The organism is Candidatus Poriferisocius sp. (assembly GCF_965219815.1).
In the GTDB taxonomy this organism is placed as follows: Bacteria; Actinomycetota; Acidimicrobiia; order Acidimicrobiales; family Bin134; genus Poriferisocius.
Genome location: NZ_OZ244791.1, coordinates 1125576 through 1139676 on the forward strand (window position 1 = coordinate 1125576; position 14101 = coordinate 1139676).

Below are 14101 nucleotides of genomic sequence, written 5' to 3' on the forward strand. Positions count from 1 at the left end.
CTCAGCGGGTTCTTGAGGTACTGGACGACGTCGAACTCGACGCCCCGCGACTCGAGGATCTCAAGCGCGCCCCGGGAACTGCCTCAACCGGGGTTGTGGTACACGATGATCTCAGCCATCCCCCGACGTTACCCCAGCGCTGACTGCCACGGAGGCTCGAAGGGAACCTCACATTTGGTGCCGGGAAACAATCCGAAGACCTGTTAGGGTAGTGGCCTTCCCCCTCTTCGAGGTTCGAACGGGAGACCCGTCGTGCCCGCTGCTCCCTGGGGGGAAGTGGAAATGCAACCAGAGGTGCGAGTCTGGCACCGCGCCCTGGATGAAGGTTCGCGGAGTAGAGTGGATTTCTACATTGAACTGCTGAGGCACGAGGGCCCGATGCTGGGCGAGCCCTATACCCGACAACTGGACGGTAAGCTGCGGGAACTGCGTTTCAGGTTGCATGGGCATGCGACTCGGCTCACTTACTGGATTGCTCCAGAGCGCCGGATTGTCTTGCTCACTGTGTTCACGAAAACCCAGCAGAGGGAGCGGAAGCAGATTGAGCGGGCACGGCGGGCAATGCAGCAGAGTATGAGAGAGCAGCAAGAACGGGAGGTGAGAGATGAGTGAAAATGTTCTTTGGGTAGACGAGAGGAGTGGGTCAATGACAGAGGTTGCGCGACAGGCCTATGAGGATGAGGCCCTGGTGGCCACGTTTCGGGGCTTGGTGTATCGGCTGCGGACTGAAGCAGGGCTGAGCCAGCGCCAGTTGGCCAAGAAGATGGGCATTGCCAAGTCGGCAGTGGATGAGATGGAAGACGGCGGCACCTGGCCGACGCCGGAGCTTGTCGAGAATCTGGGTGCCGCAGTGGGTCAGGATCTGGATTGGAACGCCACATTCGGCCCGGGTCGGCTGCTAGATCCTCATAATCTGCTAGGTCCGTCGAGGTAGTTGTCCGATGTGTGGAATCGACTTCGACAAGCTGGAAGCGACGCGGTGGCGTCATGGAATTGATGCCGATGGAGAAGGGTGGCCGGAGGAATTCGACGATCCTGCCTTTAGCCGCCGCGTGCTCGGCCTCGACGACGAATAGCCCAGCCGACAAGTAGCTCATCACCCACTCCCTAGCAGTCGCCTCCCACGACCTCGGATAGAGCTAGAGCGGATAACGAAGATGCAAGAGATGATCACAGTTCCTATGCCTCAGAAGTCCGGCAGCAGAGCAGGGAAAGATTCAAACCGATGAGCAATATTCCCAAAGCGTGGGTGGTCCGTGGCAGTGGAGCTGATTGGAGGCATGGCGAAGGGTATGCAACCTTCATTAGGGAGTATGTAAAGGAAAATAATGTAGCTGTTACCGGTTGGACGGATAAGTTCCCAGATTTGACTCCACTGAAAAGTGAGGACCAACTGAGAAAGTTATTTCAATCAGTGTATGGAGCAGATCATCAAAATGGAGGGGCCAGTGGCTTCGAGTTGCTCAAGATATTTCGTTATGAGATAAAATCGGGTGACTTGATTGCCATGCCTTGGAAGCCAAAGCCCAAGAAACCTGCTAATATATTCTCGCTGGGAGTAGTCACTAGGGAATATTATTACGAAAGCAGCGTAAGTGGGGGTTTAGACAAGGAGATTCATCATCGCATCGATGTCAAATGGGATGACGAGGATTTCCCGCGCGAGATTTTCGATCGCGAGTTTGTCGATGACAAGAGTCTATACAAGCATCTTTCAAGACAACCGACTATCTTTCTGATTGGGGGAGAGAAAAGCTATCATTCGTGTTTCCGAAGACTCCGAGAAATCATGGTTACTGGTTCTGACTTAGATGTAGAATTCAAAAGGAATTCAAAAGAAGGTCGAAGCCAAGGTGGTGTTCCCTACCGAGAGACTACGCCGCAGAAAACAGTTGGGAAGCAAGAGGTGTGGGAGGTTGCCCCTGACCTCAAAGACAGGGGAACCTAAGCTCATAAGAATGTGCAGAACGAATTGGCAGAGGCAGTTCGCTCTGCTGGGTTAGAGCCACGGAGTCCCGATCGTCCAGATCCTGATCCGGAGTTCGATGTCGCGTGGCAGCAGGGTGATACGGTATTTGTGGCTGAGGTGAAGAGCCTTACCGAAGACAATGAGGTGCAACAGCTTCGCCTGGGGCTGGGACAGGTTCTCAACTATGCCCACTTGCTGGACTGGCCCGGAGTCGAAAACGTTCAGCCGGTGCTTGCGGTGGAGCATCGTCCTGCAGCCGAGTATTGGGTCGATCTTTGTAAAGAGCATCGAGTGGTACTCACCTGGCCCGGTCAGTTCATGGAGCTCTTCACCTGAATTCAGGTGCTCCACGCATTCAAGCGGGCCTTGGCAATCGGGTCGGCTCGGCGGTGGGAGTACGCCACCATCTACCATGGCGTCATGCACGACCTGGTGATCAAGGGCGGTTTGATTGTGGACGGCACGGGTGGTGAGCCGTTCACTGGGGATGTTGCCATCGACGGGGAGCAGATTGCCGGGGTATACCCGGGCGGCAACCCCGATCTGGAGGGCGAAGAGGTCATCGACGCCTCCGGGCTGGTAGTGACTCCCGGATTCGTGGACTGCCACACCCACTACGACGGCCAGGTGACCTGGGATCCGATCCTGGAGCCGTCGGCCCACCACGGGGTCACCACCGTGATGATGGGCAACTGCGGGGTGGGATTCGCCCCGGTGCGTCCCGGCACCGAGGAATGGCTCATCCAGCTCATGGAGGGGGTGGAAGACATCCCCGGTGCCGCGCTGTCGGAGGGCATTACCTGGGAGTGGGAGACCTTCCCCGAGTATCTAGATGCCCTGGAGCGCAAGCCCCTGTCCCTGGACATCGGCTGTCAGGTGCCGCATGGCGCGGTGCGGGCCTATGTGATGGGGGAGCGGGGGGCCAAGAACGAGCCGGCCACCCCCACCGACATCGACCAGATGCGCGAGATCGTGGCTGAGGCGTTGCGAGCGGGGGCTTTCGGGTTCTCCACGTCGCGCACCATCGCCCACATGGCCATCGACGGCGAGCCGGTTCCCGGCACTTATGCGGCCGAGGACGAGCTGTTCGGCATTGGCGAGGCGCTCACCGAGGTGGGGCACGGCCTGTACGAGCTGGCCCCCGCCGGAGTGATTGGCGAGGACTTGGCCGCTCCCCACAAAGAAGTCGACTGGATGCGCCGCCTGTCGGCCGCCACCGGACGCCCGGTGACCTTCGCTCTGGTGCAGGTGGACGCCGCCCCCGAGCTGTGGCGGGAGATCATGGACCTGTCGGCCGATGCGGTAGCCGAGGGCGCCCAGCTCCATCCCCAAATTGCGCCTCGGTGCAACGGCATCCTGATCGGGCTTCAGACCAACCACGCTTTCAGCAGCCGACCCAGCTTCGCCGAGATTGCCGAGCTGCCCCTCGAAGAGCTGGTAGCCGAGCTGCGCCGGCCTGAGCGCAAGGCCGCCATCCTGTCGGAGGAAAGCTCCTTCACCAATCAGTTCGCCGAGTACATGGGCACCCAACTCCATCGGATCTATGTGTTGGGCGATCCCCCCGACTACGAGCCCGGTCCCGAGCGGTCGGTGGCCGCCATCGCCGAGGCTCAGGGGCGGGAGACCGAGGATCTGCTCTACGACTTGCTGTTAGAGGATGACGGTCGGGCGCTCCTGCTGTTCCCGTTCCTCAACTACAGCCACGGCAACGCCGACGCGGTGCGGGAGATGTTCCTGCACCCGTCGGGAGTATCGGGGCTGTCCGACGGCGGGGCCCACTGCGGGGCGATCTGCGACGCTTCCATGCCCACCTGGCTGCTCACCTTCTGGGCTCGCGACCGCCAACGGGGCGAGAAGCTCCCCTTGGAGTATGTGGTGCGCAAGCAGTCGCATGACACCGCCCGCCTCTTCGGCCTCACCGACCGGGGCACGCTGGAGTCGGGCATGAAGGCCGACATCAATGTGATCGACCACGAGCACCTGACGCTGCATCCGCCCAAGCTGGTGGCCGACCTGCCCGCCGGAGGCCGCCGGTTCGATCAGAGGGCCACCGGCTATGTCGCTACGCTGGTCAGCGGGGTAGTGACCCGTCGCAATGGTGAAGACACCGGGGCCCGTCCCGGCAAGCTGCTCCGAGCCGGAGCCGCCAACTAGCGGCAGACGCAAGAAACAACGCCAAGTAACAAACTGGGGAGGAAGAGCAGTGCTGGATCTGGTGATTGCCAACGGCACCATTGTGGATGGGACCGGTGCCGACCGGTTTGTCGGCCACATCGGCGTAAGGGACGGCAAGGTGGCCGTGGTGGACCGCAGTGGCGGTCCCGCCCCCGAGGCCGCTGAGACCATCGACGCTACCGGGCTGCTGGTGACCCCCGGCTTTGTGGACTGCCACACCCACTACGACGGGCAGGTGACCTGGGACGACATGCTCCAGCCGTCGTCCAACCACGGCGTGACCACCGTGGTGATGGGCAACTGCGGGGTGGGGTTCGCCCCGGTGCAGCCCGGCAAAGAGGACTGGCTCATCCAGCTGATGGAAGGCGTGGAGGACATTCCCGGAGCGGCCCTGTCCGAGGGCATCTCTTGGGGGTGGGAGAGCTTCCCGGAGTACCTCGATGTTGTCGAACAGCGCGAGCTGGCCATCGATGTGGCCGCTCAGGTGGCCCACGGCGCGGTGCGGGGCTACGTGATGGGGGATCGAGGGGCCAAGAACGAGCCGGCCACCCCCGACGACATCGAGGCCATGTACGCCATCGTGCGCGAGGCCATCGAGGCCGGTGCGCTGGGCGTGTCCACATCTCGCACGCTGGGCCACCGGGCCATCGACGGCGAGCCGGTGCCGGGCACCTTTGCCGCCGAGGACGAGCTGTTCGGTTTGGGTCGGGCGCTGGCCGATGCCGGATCCGGGGTGTTCGAGTTGGCCCCGGCGGGTGCGGCGGGGCTGGATCTGGTGGCACCGCCCAAGGAGATGGACTGGATGCGCCGCCTGTCGGCCCACTTCGACGTGCCGGTGTCGTTCGCCCTGTTGCAGGTGGAGGCCGCTCCCGATTTGTGGCGGGAGATGATGGACGAGTCGATGCGGGCGGTGGACAAGGGTGCCCGGGTGTATCCCCAAATCGCTGGTCGTCCCTTCGGGATGCTCATCGGCTTGCAGACCAACCACGCTTTCGCCAAGCGGCCCACGTTTGCGTCGCTGGCCCATCTGCCCTTCGACCAGCTCGTAGCTGAGCTCAAGAAGCCGGCGATCCGGTCGGCAATCTTGGGCGAGGACGACCTGCCCCCCGACCCCAGCGTGCTGTTCGATCAGATGCCCAGCATGGTGGCTTCGATGATCCACAAGCTGTACGTGATCGGCGACCCGCCCGACTACGAGCCCACCCACGATCGCACCGTGACCGCCATGGCCGAGGCCCGCGGGGTAGATCCGCTGGAGATGCTCTACGACCTTTCCCTGGAGGACGACGGCCGGGCCCTGATGATGCTGCCCATGTTCAACTACGTCGAGGAGAACCACGACGTCATCCGGGAGCAGCTGCTGCACCCCGCCGGGGTGTCGGGGCTGTCCGACGGCGGGGCCCACTGCGGCATGATCTGCGATGCCTCTATCCCCACCTTCATGCTCACCCACTGGACCCGGGACCGCACCCGGGGGGAGCAGCTCCCTCTGGAGTGGGTGGTGAAGAAGCAGACCCACGACACCGCCTCCTTGTATGGGCTGGGCGATCGGGGAACGCTGGAAGTGGGCAAGCGGGCCGACGCCAATGTGATCGACCATCAGGCGCTGACCCTGCGCTCTCCTCGCGTGGTACACGACTTGCCCGCCGGGGGACGCCGGCTCGACCAGCAGGCGGATGGCTATGTGGCCACCGTTGTGGCCGGCGAGGTGACCCGCAGCCAGGGCAAGGACACCGGGGCCCGGCCCGGCCGGCTGGTGCGCGGCACCCGGTAGCGCCGGACGCGCCATGGGCATCGACCTGGACCACTATCGGCTCCGATCTGGCAACGGGGATGGCACCCCGGCCCGGTTGCCCAAGGGCCGCTATCTGGAGGAGGAGTACGCCGAGCTGGAGCGCCAGAGGCTATGGCCGTCCACCTGGCAGCTTGCCTGCTTGACCAGCGATGTGGCCGAGCCCGGCGACTGGTTCGAATACCGCATCGGCGACCAGAGCTATCTGGTGGTGCGAGACCACGACGGCGAGCTGAGGGCATTTCACAACGCCTGCCGCCACCGGGGATTCCAACTGTGCGAGGGCAAGGGCAACGCCGACGAGCTGCGTTGCGGGTTCCACGACTGGTGCTACGGCCTCGACGGGTCGCTGAAGGAGATCGTGTACCGCAAGCACTTCGGCGTGGTGGCCAACGAGAACCTGTCTCTGGCCCCGGTGCGGCTGGGCACCTGGCACCAGATGGTGTTCATCAACCCGTCTCCTGACGGCCCCGACCTCGACGAGTTCCTCGACCCGGTGCCCGACACCCTGGCCCCGTTCAACTTGGGGGAGCGGAGCTTGACGGCCTGCTGGACCATCCCGCTGGGCGGCAACTGGAAGACCACGGTGGACGCCTTCAACGAGGCCTACCACTTGGAAGGGCTGCACCCCGGCTTGCGGGGGTTCATGGATGCGCTCAACACCACCTACGAGCTATGGGACCGGGGCCACTCCATGATGAAGATCCCCCTGGGGATCGGCTCGCCCCGATTCCCGGATGCCGACCAAGAAGAGGTGGCCCAAGCCTTTGTGGACAACTACAGCACCATGCTGGGGCTCCAGCCCCATGACAAAGTGGACCTGGCCGGCCAAAGCGCTCGGGACTGGGCGGTGGGCTTGGTGCGGGACCGAGCGGCGGCCGAAAACGTGGACTTCAGCCACTACACCGACGAACAGATCCTCGACGACTACCACTATCTGGTGTTTCCCAACGTGGTGCTGAACGTACACAGCGACATGTACACCATCTTCCGGGCTCGCCCTGGCGATCACACTGGACATTCCCACTTCGACTTCTGGCTGTTCCACCGGCTGGGAGACCGAGCAAATTCCGGCTCACCCCCCGAGATGATTCACTTCCCTGAGGGAACGGTCATCGCCGAAGTGGTGAACCAAGACCTCGACGGCATCGGGCGGGTGCAAGCCGGGATGGCCTCCAACGGCATCGACGAGCTGGTGCTGGGGGATTTCGACTCCCGCCTCGTGAACATGCACGCCGAGCTAGACCGGGTTCTGGCTGGCGAGGGCTCTAGGAAGTAGATATTCCGCCCCCAGTTAGAGGATGGAACTAGCGGCGGCTCCGGCGAGGCGGGTAACTGTGTCGTTGCGCCGGATCTGCTGGGGGTGACGTTGGGGTTGGGTCGGCTGTAGGTAGCATTTGGGCGTATGGGCAGGCGTTTGTGGGCTGTGGTGGTGGTGTGGTTGTTGGTGTCGGTTGGGGTGGGGGTGCGTGTTGGGGCGCAGTCTGGGGTGGGTTTTCCGGTTCCTTCTGAGCCTCCTTTGGGTGTTGGGGGCGGGTTGGTGGCGGGGCAGGTTGACGGGGTTTTGGGGGGCGGGGAGGACGGGTTCGCAGAGGTTGAGGCGGAGCCGGGTTCGCCTCCTTTGGATGGCCCGTTGGATGAGGATTTGGGCCGTTTGGACGAGTCGGGCATGCCCGGTCCGGTTTCAGGCCAGGACGGGGAGCCGGGCCCGGTTGCGGATGTGTTCGGGGGCGGTTTTTTGGAGGCGCCGGTTGAGGTGGAGGCGGTGGAGGGTCCTGCGCCTGAGGGGTTCGGGGGTTTGGCGATGTGCGCGGGTAGATCTGTGTGCGGGAGCGCCCAGATTCTTCCGGGGCCGACGGGGTTGTCGTGTTCGGTGACGGCTTCGGTGATCGTGTTCTCGTGGAACGCGGTGACCGGGGCGGACAATTACACGGCGAAGTTGCAGTTGGCGTCGGGTGTGGGCGGCCAGACGGTGAGGACGACTTCTGGGACGACGGCGGTGTATGCGGGCCTGTCGTCTTCTACCAGGTATTACATCGGGGTGCACTCGAACGTGGGGGGTGTGGCCCAGTATTACTCGGGGGTGTATTGCACCACCGCGGTGGGCCCGCCGGTTTGCGGGGCGGTGTCTGGCAGCGGCGCTCAGCTGTATTGGAGGGCCGATTCGAGGGTTCACCAGTGGTATGTGGGCCGGGCGACGGTCGGGAATCAGTATGTGGACGGCAGAGCGTTGGCGGCATCGACGCTGTCGACGGTTTTCACCGGGTTGGCGGCGAATGTGGACTATACGTTCTTCTTTTGGTGGCGGGCGTCGCCCACCGGTGTTTGGAACCAGGTGCATCCCAGCACGGTGTGCACTACGACGGCGCCGCCTGCGGCGCCGTCGGTGTCTTGTACTGCGACGGCGAGCACGATCACGGCGAGCTGGGAATCGGTCAGGGGCGCTTCGCGGTACCGGGTGTCGAGGGGCAGCGGGTGGGCGTCGGCTTCGGGGCTGTCGCATGTGTTCTCGAATCTGGCGGACTCCACGGCTTATACGGTGCGGGTGCAGGGGTGGAACACCGCGGGCTGGGGCCAGACCGGCACGGCCACCTGCACGACTCCGGCGTCGGTCCTGCCGGCGCCCACAGGCTTGGAGTGCGAGGCTTCTCCTACCCAGATCAGGTTCTCCTGGGATGAGGTGGCGGGCGCGGACGGCTATTCGGCGAAGGTCCAGCTGGCCGTGCCCAACAGCGCGCAGACCGAGATGCGCACTGCATCCACCACAGTGGTGTTCGGCGGTCTGGTGCCGTCCACGAGGTACTGGGTGAGCGTGCTGGCGGTCAAAGGCGGCAAGGCCCAGCACTTCGCGGGCGTGTACTGCACCACCCTGGCCGACATAGCGGCGCCGGTCCTGTCGTGTACGGCGACCTCAAACAGCGTGTCGGTGTCGTGGCCGACGGTGGCGGGGGCGACAAAGTACCGGGCGAGGATCGGCGGCGGGGCCTGGACCGACGACATCGAGCCCGCCCCCGATGCGGCAAGTGTGGTCCGTGTGTTCGCCGGGCTGGCGGCGGGCACGCTGCACACGGTCACCGTGCAGTCGGGCGGCGAGAAGGGCTGGGGGCAGGCTGCGACGGTCCGGTGCGTGACCTCGGCGTTCGGGGTGGACTGCGACCAGACCACGTCTGACAGCGTCGTGCTCCAATGGGCGCTCATAGACGAGGCCCAGTACTGGTACGCGGCCATCTGGACCGGCAGCTCCTGGGCCAACTACAGGACAGTGTACGAGGGGAACAGCACCGAGTTCACCGGTCTGGCCAAAGGCACAGCCTATGAGATCCACCTGTGGTGGTACGGAAAAGACGAGAAATGGCACAAAGTGAACCCCGCGTCCCGCTGCCACACCAAACACCTCGACACCCCAGTGCTGACCGGGCACACCACCGGGGGCAACACCCTCACCATCCAATGGCAACCCGTCGACGGTGCAGAGATCTACCTAGCGAGAGTCAGCCCCGCGGGCTCATCGGGCGCGTCTGGGGCCTCGGAGGGCGGCGAGTGGGAGATCGTGGTGTCCGCTGGCAATTCCCACACCTTCACCGATCTCAAACCCGGCATGCAATACACCGTGCAGCTCAGGGCGGGCACTATCGCCAAGGCCAAAGAGGCATCTGACAACGGGGTGGAATACAAGCCTGAGAGCGGCGACGCAACCGACGATCACACCACCTCCACGGTCGAATGCAAGGCAAATACCACCAGCACCATCGACATCGAATGGGAAGACCCCAACGGTGACTACCAATGGCGGATAGCCAGAACGCTCATCGACCAGAACGGCAACTTCCAATACGTGGGAACGAAGACCTTTGCCGAAGGCACCACAGAAGCGACACTCACCGGCCTCCAGGCGAACACTATCTACTGGATTACAGTATGGAAGAGCGCCGACAGCGGGCAGAGCTGGCAAGTCCTCGGGCACGTCCCCCACTGCCAAACCGCTCCCGCCGACCTGGAAGTCCACCAATGCCCACAAGCCGCCGACACCGACGGCACCGTGCGCTGGACCGACAACGGAGCCGCCTACTACCGCATAGCCCGCGACCGGAAACAAACGGACCCCGAATGGATCGCCACCAACGCTACCTCCCACACCTTCACCGGGCTCGCCGAGGAGACCACCTACGAAATAGCAGTCCAGGCCTGGACCCCCATGGGATGGACTACAAGTGCCACCTGCAACATGAAAACGCTCCCAAAGATACCCGACGGCCTAATCACTGGAACCGGCAACTACTATTTCACCATAGGAACCGTGAAAGGAGTCCTCTACGCCGCCGGCCAAGCAATCGCAAACCATAATAATAATCCGACATCAACAGAGAGTGTGTCGTGCGGCAATCCCAGCACAACATTCACCAAGACACAACTTGCAGCAATAATGCTCATGATTCCACTCCGCGAACTAATGAGCGGACACAGCAAGAGCAACGCACCATCGCCCATGACCCTCTCAAGATGGGACCACCTCGATCGGCAGTATCAAACACACAACGGAGAAACTGAAAGTATAAATATAAGGCTGTATTCCCGGATGACCGAGGCGGGGGAATTGAGAGCCCATTGGAATCCTGGGGTTGGCCTGTGGCAGTTAGACATATGGCATGACATCAGAACAAAGAACCACGCTGAGCGCGCAGATATCAGAATCGGCGGTGTTCCAGTGGCTGCTCACTTGCTAAGACACCTTTGTAAAGCACCAGCCGGTAATGCGGGACTTTGGCTGGCGTTGAAAACATGGTCTGCCTGCGATGAACAAGAAAGGAAGGAAGATGATGATGAAGATAAGGAGCTAGAGATTGATAAGTGCATGAGGGTATATACAGGCAATTCAACTAGCATCTACCAAGTACCAAAGTTAAACATCCAACTAGATCCCCAAGCTGGAACAGTTGACGGCGGGACCAAAGATCGGACATGTCGGTGGAGCTCAAACCATGTGTCATTTCCATGCTACTTATACGATACGGAAATTGCTGAGGGCAAAGTCAACGACGACGACAAGACTGGTGAGGAGTCTCCTCGAACTCCTCTAGCTAAGGCATTTATCTCATTTACAGACCCCAACACTGGGACAAGATATGCCGTATGGCCGAAGACGTGGCCTAGCCCATCAGGAAGTTCCGGCCACATGGAATGGCCTTCTGATACTGTTTCCGATAGCAATTCCCTTTACAGGGCCGTACAAGCATCTGAGGAAGTCCGATGTAGCCCTGGACGGGATATGTCACCTGAGTCTAAAGACCCAAAAAAGGCAGCTGTGGATTGTGCAGAAGAATTATACAAGCCATTTGGGGAAAAGATCGAAAATCACAGTTTCATGAATGGGAACACAATCGTTGAAGGTTGGTACGATGACTCAGTTCCTTTCCGGGATAGTGGGACCACGGAAGATAGACACAAATTGCAAGTTGAGCATTGCGATGCATTCAAATTCTTTGGGCAATCTGTAGTCTTTTGTAATTGGGTAGAAGTATGAACGTGCCATGAATGTCAGATCTAGAGCCAAGGCGGCACAGAGCGAAGGCAACTGGGCCTCAAATTGGATGACCACGCTTGCAGCCGCAGTCATCACGACTGTCGTGATGGCCGGCTGCAGTTCTAAACTGCCTGAATCACAGAGTGAGGGGATTCCTCAAAATAAAATTGAAGAGCCTGCTGCCGAGGTGGTCGTACCTACAGGCTCATCTAGTTTGGAATCAGTAGAAGAGAAACCTACTTCAACCTCGACTCTGTTGCTACCAAACGCAACACCGGAGTTTCCTAACGGTGATTTGGCAAATACGCAAGATATGGACTCTCAAGAAGTAACCAGCAAATTTTCCACATCCGACGAAAATAGAGAACCGCATACTCCTGAAGCTGAATCTTTCAGTAGTAAGACATCAGAAGTGCAGGTGTTTTCGGCTCCTCCGAGAGAAGGGCCTGTTGATTTGGAATTTGATGTTGTTACAGGCAACGAGATAATGGGAAAAGAAGGAGATAGCTGGGGAGAAACAAGCGCTGTTTCATCAGATGACAGCCAGACTGACCTTCATTCCTCTCTTAACTCTGAAGCAGAAGAGGAGGCTGTACTAGTTTTCGATTCCATTGCGCGTCAAGGCTGTATTGTAAGAGGTCTGATTAGAAACACTTCAGACAGCTTGTACGCTAGAAATGTGACAGTTGCGCTAAGAGAGAAGGACGGAGACAGGGAATCTAAATTCTATTGGCCTCTTACGATTGAACCAGGTGAAAACGCACCATTTGAAGTCAGTATCAACTGGTTTCCTGATAGCGTTGTTGACATTCCCGCAGAGTCGGAAGGTTTTTTGCCAAGACTTGAACCTTGGGCAAATCTTGAACATATAATTTCCGCAAACATGTCTTCTAGGCCAGATTACCGACGGGCCATTACTTTGAACGCTGACGAAACAGAGTACTTACGACTATATCAGACCGGCCATAATTTTCTCGTGCATGACGAAAGAATATATGAACTAGAGGCTTACAAGCGGATGAAGCCTTACGGTAAGGAATATTCATTTCACAGCATCGGGGCTATATCCTCGCTATATCCAGCCTTGTTTATGGCTAATAGAGATGTGGAACCGCTGTTAAGCGAAATTTCTTTATACAACTACGCAGATATATATTATGCTCCAGATACAGTAGCAGAGATTGATCAAGTAGAGAGACCTCCAGATACCTTGGAAGAGCTAAGGATATTTCAAGCTATTGTAGAAGGTTCTGAAGTCATTGATTTGCGGGAACTTATTCCCTACTCTATTTTGGAGGAAGTGGATACAAATGATCGGTTGATAGCTCGTAGTTTTGTTCCAGTAAACACTTTGCAGCGATATCGGGAAGAGGAAGATATTGATAAAATATTCATAGGATTTTTGCGGCCCCGTGGCCCTATAACGCAATTTCCGAATCGCAACTTTATGGGAATAGATGCCACTCATGCGAGCGACATTACACAGAGCATGAGAGTACAGGAAAGTAGGCTATGGTGGGGTGGGGTCAGCCATGAGGCGATTTCTCTAACTCGTGATCTTGTCGAAGTGCCTCTTAATGGCCACGGAAGTTATTGTAGCGCAGATGGTGGCTTTACTATGGAGGAATGGGAATTGATTGGCCAGGCACCTTACTATTACACCTATCCGCTTGGGTTTATTGGTAAATACGGCGAATATCAATCGGGAATCCCTCCCACAAATCAAATTATTGTGGAAGTCAACTCGGTATTGGTGACTGGTAATTTAGTTAGGGGGCTGGTAAGGAATTTGTCTGATAAGCAAATTGCCAAGAAAGTAAAAGTTGCTGTCACTTCACCTAACGGTGACGCGCTAGGAGATGAATGGTATTGGCCGTTGTCGGTTCAACCAGGTGAGCGAGCCCCTTTTGAGATAGCAATACCAGAACACGATGTATCTGTCCATGAACTTGTTTTTGAAGTCAATGCAGAATTTGCCGAAGGCGTTGACCTGACGCGGGCATTTTTTTTGGATATTTATGACAGTGGATATATATATGGCGATAAGTTCGCGCACTTATATGCTTCAGAACGATTCGCTGGCGTGGATCCAGGAGACTATTTAGATCATCGTGGCATTTGGAATTTGCCCAGAAGACAATATTTTAAACATGAGTTTGCAGAAGTGTACGACAATGCCTCTATTGTCGGCCATCTAGCAGAAGCAGATCTTTTTGAGTTTCGAGATTTTTATGCTCGCCTTGAAGTTCCACACTCGCATCCAGATTTGGAAGATTTTATTAGAAAGCAATACATAGGTGAGTTGCAGGCGTTTGCGGCAATACTGGATTCAGAATCTAGAGTTGTATCTGTTCGCCGATTGCAACCCTTTACTCCGGTTTATGGACCTGCAAATATCGACATGCCGTACGTTACAGTCGATAGTATTCCTGCATCAAACCGCTGGTCTCCAGATGCTGTCCGCTTACTCTTGACGATTCCTTTTGCAGATGAAGTGGAGAGGCAACAGGGATATGGCTACCAAATATGGATAGGTGGCGCAGTAGAGGGAGGCTAGTTGCGGCGGAGAGCGCGCTTTTCGAGAGGTTCCCAGGATGGTTGAAGAGGTTCTTGCGGCGGAGTGCTGAGTTAGATAATAATTGGC

At 58.6% G+C, this 14101-nt stretch carries 11 protein-coding genes and 1 pseudogene; 11 read left to right on the forward strand and 1 reads right to left on the reverse strand.

All coding sequences use genetic code 11. From position 1 onward, the window contains the following. Nucleotides 1-282 precede the first annotated feature (282 nt). The 8 genes from ACOQPI_RS05370 to ACOQPI_RS05405 all read left to right on the forward strand — a co-directional run bounded on the left by ACOQPI_RS05370 (nucleotide 283) and on the right by ACOQPI_RS05405 (nucleotide 7215). Nucleotides 283-612: a type II toxin-antitoxin system RelE/ParE family toxin gene (locus ACOQPI_RS05370; protein ID WP_420620990.1), complete on the forward strand. Its 330-nt coding sequence runs from the start codon at nucleotides 283-285 to the stop codon at nucleotides 610-612. A 34-nt stretch (nucleotides 613-646) separates the two neighbouring features. Beyond that, the gene (locus ACOQPI_RS05375) at nucleotides 647-934 is read left to right on the forward strand and encodes a helix-turn-helix domain-containing protein (RefSeq protein WP_420618661.1); all 288 of its coding nucleotides are present in this window, start codon (nucleotides 647-649) and stop codon (nucleotides 932-934) included. A gap of 7 nt (nucleotides 935-941) precedes the next feature. After that, on the forward strand, nucleotides 942-1076 hold the full coding sequence (locus ACOQPI_RS05380) for a hypothetical protein (protein WP_420618662.1): 135 nt from the start codon (nucleotides 942-944) through the stop codon (nucleotides 1074-1076). Nucleotides 1077-1225: 149 nt separating this feature from the next. Then, nucleotides 1226-1948 (forward strand): hypothetical protein, encoded by a 723-nt coding sequence (locus tag ACOQPI_RS05385; RefSeq protein ID WP_420618663.1) that lies wholly within the window; start codon nucleotides 1226-1228, stop codon nucleotides 1946-1948. Nucleotides 1949-1960: 12 nt separating this feature from the next. Next, nucleotides 1961-2305, forward strand: a complete 345-nt coding sequence (locus ACOQPI_RS05390; RefSeq protein ID WP_420618664.1) for a hypothetical protein — start codon at nucleotides 1961-1963, stop codon at nucleotides 2303-2305. A gap of 84 nt (nucleotides 2306-2389) precedes the next feature. Further along, nucleotides 2390-4123: an N-acyl-D-amino-acid deacylase family protein gene (locus ACOQPI_RS05395; RefSeq protein WP_420620991.1), complete on the forward strand. Its 1734-nt coding sequence runs from the start codon at nucleotides 2390-2392 to the stop codon at nucleotides 4121-4123. Between the two features lie 49 nt (nucleotides 4124-4172). Then, nucleotides 4173-5918 (forward strand): N-acyl-D-amino-acid deacylase family protein, encoded by a 1746-nt coding sequence (locus ACOQPI_RS05400; protein WP_420618665.1) that lies wholly within the window; start codon nucleotides 4173-4175, stop codon nucleotides 5916-5918. A 13-nt stretch (nucleotides 5919-5931) separates the two neighbouring features. After that, a complete protein-coding gene (locus tag ACOQPI_RS05405) occupies nucleotides 5932-7215 on the forward strand; it encodes an aromatic ring-hydroxylating oxygenase subunit alpha (RefSeq protein WP_420618666.1) in 1284 nt (427 codons plus the stop codon). 1004 nt (nucleotides 7216-8219) lie between these two features. Here the strand turns inward: ACOQPI_RS05405 and ACOQPI_RS05410 are convergent. Next, nucleotides 8220-8465 carry a hypothetical protein gene (locus ACOQPI_RS05410; protein ID WP_420618667.1) on the reverse strand — a complete coding sequence of 82 codons (246 nt, stop codon included), beginning with the start codon at nucleotides 8463-8465 and terminating at the stop codon, nucleotides 8220-8222. Nucleotides 8466-8616: 151 nt separating this feature from the next. On the opposite strand from ACOQPI_RS05410, the pseudogene ACOQPI_RS05415 reads away from it, so the two are divergent. From ACOQPI_RS05415 to ACOQPI_RS05425, 3 genes and pseudogenes are all read left to right on the forward strand, one after another. Then, nucleotides 8617-8709, forward strand: a pseudogene (locus ACOQPI_RS05415) (hypothetical protein); the annotation flags it as partial. A gap of 354 nt (nucleotides 8710-9063) precedes the next feature. Next, nucleotides 9064-11457 carry a hypothetical protein gene (locus ACOQPI_RS05420; protein WP_420621073.1) on the forward strand — a complete coding sequence of 798 codons (2394 nt, stop codon included), beginning with the start codon at nucleotides 9064-9066 and terminating at the stop codon, nucleotides 11455-11457. Between the two features lie 67 nt (nucleotides 11458-11524). Then, entirely contained in the window at nucleotides 11525-14014 is a 2490-nt protein-coding gene (locus tag ACOQPI_RS05425; RefSeq protein WP_420618668.1) for a hypothetical protein, read from the forward strand. The last annotated feature ends 87 nt before the right edge of the window (nucleotides 14015-14101 follow it).

What these genes read in the sequence shown, in the direction of transcription:
- ACOQPI_RS05370 (WP_420620990.1), top strand. Translation starts at nt 283, where the DNA reads ATGCAACCAGAGGTGCGAGTCTGGCACCGCGCCCTGGATGAAGGTTCG.
- ACOQPI_RS05425 (WP_420618668.1), top strand. Translation starts at nt 11,525, where the DNA reads ATGACCACGCTTGCAGCCGCAGTCATCACGACTGTCGTGATGGCCGGC.
- ACOQPI_RS05380 (WP_420618662.1), top strand. Translation starts at nt 942, where the DNA reads ATGTGTGGAATCGACTTCGACAAGCTGGAAGCGACGCGGTGGCGTCAT.
- ACOQPI_RS05405 (WP_420618666.1), top strand. Translation starts at nt 5,932, where the DNA reads ATGGGCATCGACCTGGACCACTATCGGCTCCGATCTGGCAACGGGGAT.
- ACOQPI_RS05375 (WP_420618661.1), top strand. Translation starts at nt 647, where the DNA reads ATGACAGAGGTTGCGCGACAGGCCTATGAGGATGAGGCCCTGGTGGCC.
- ACOQPI_RS05385 (WP_420618663.1), top strand. Translation starts at nt 1,226, where the DNA reads ATGAGCAATATTCCCAAAGCGTGGGTGGTCCGTGGCAGTGGAGCTGAT.
- ACOQPI_RS05395 (WP_420620991.1), top strand. Translation starts at nt 2,390, where the DNA reads ATGCACGACCTGGTGATCAAGGGCGGTTTGATTGTGGACGGCACGGGT.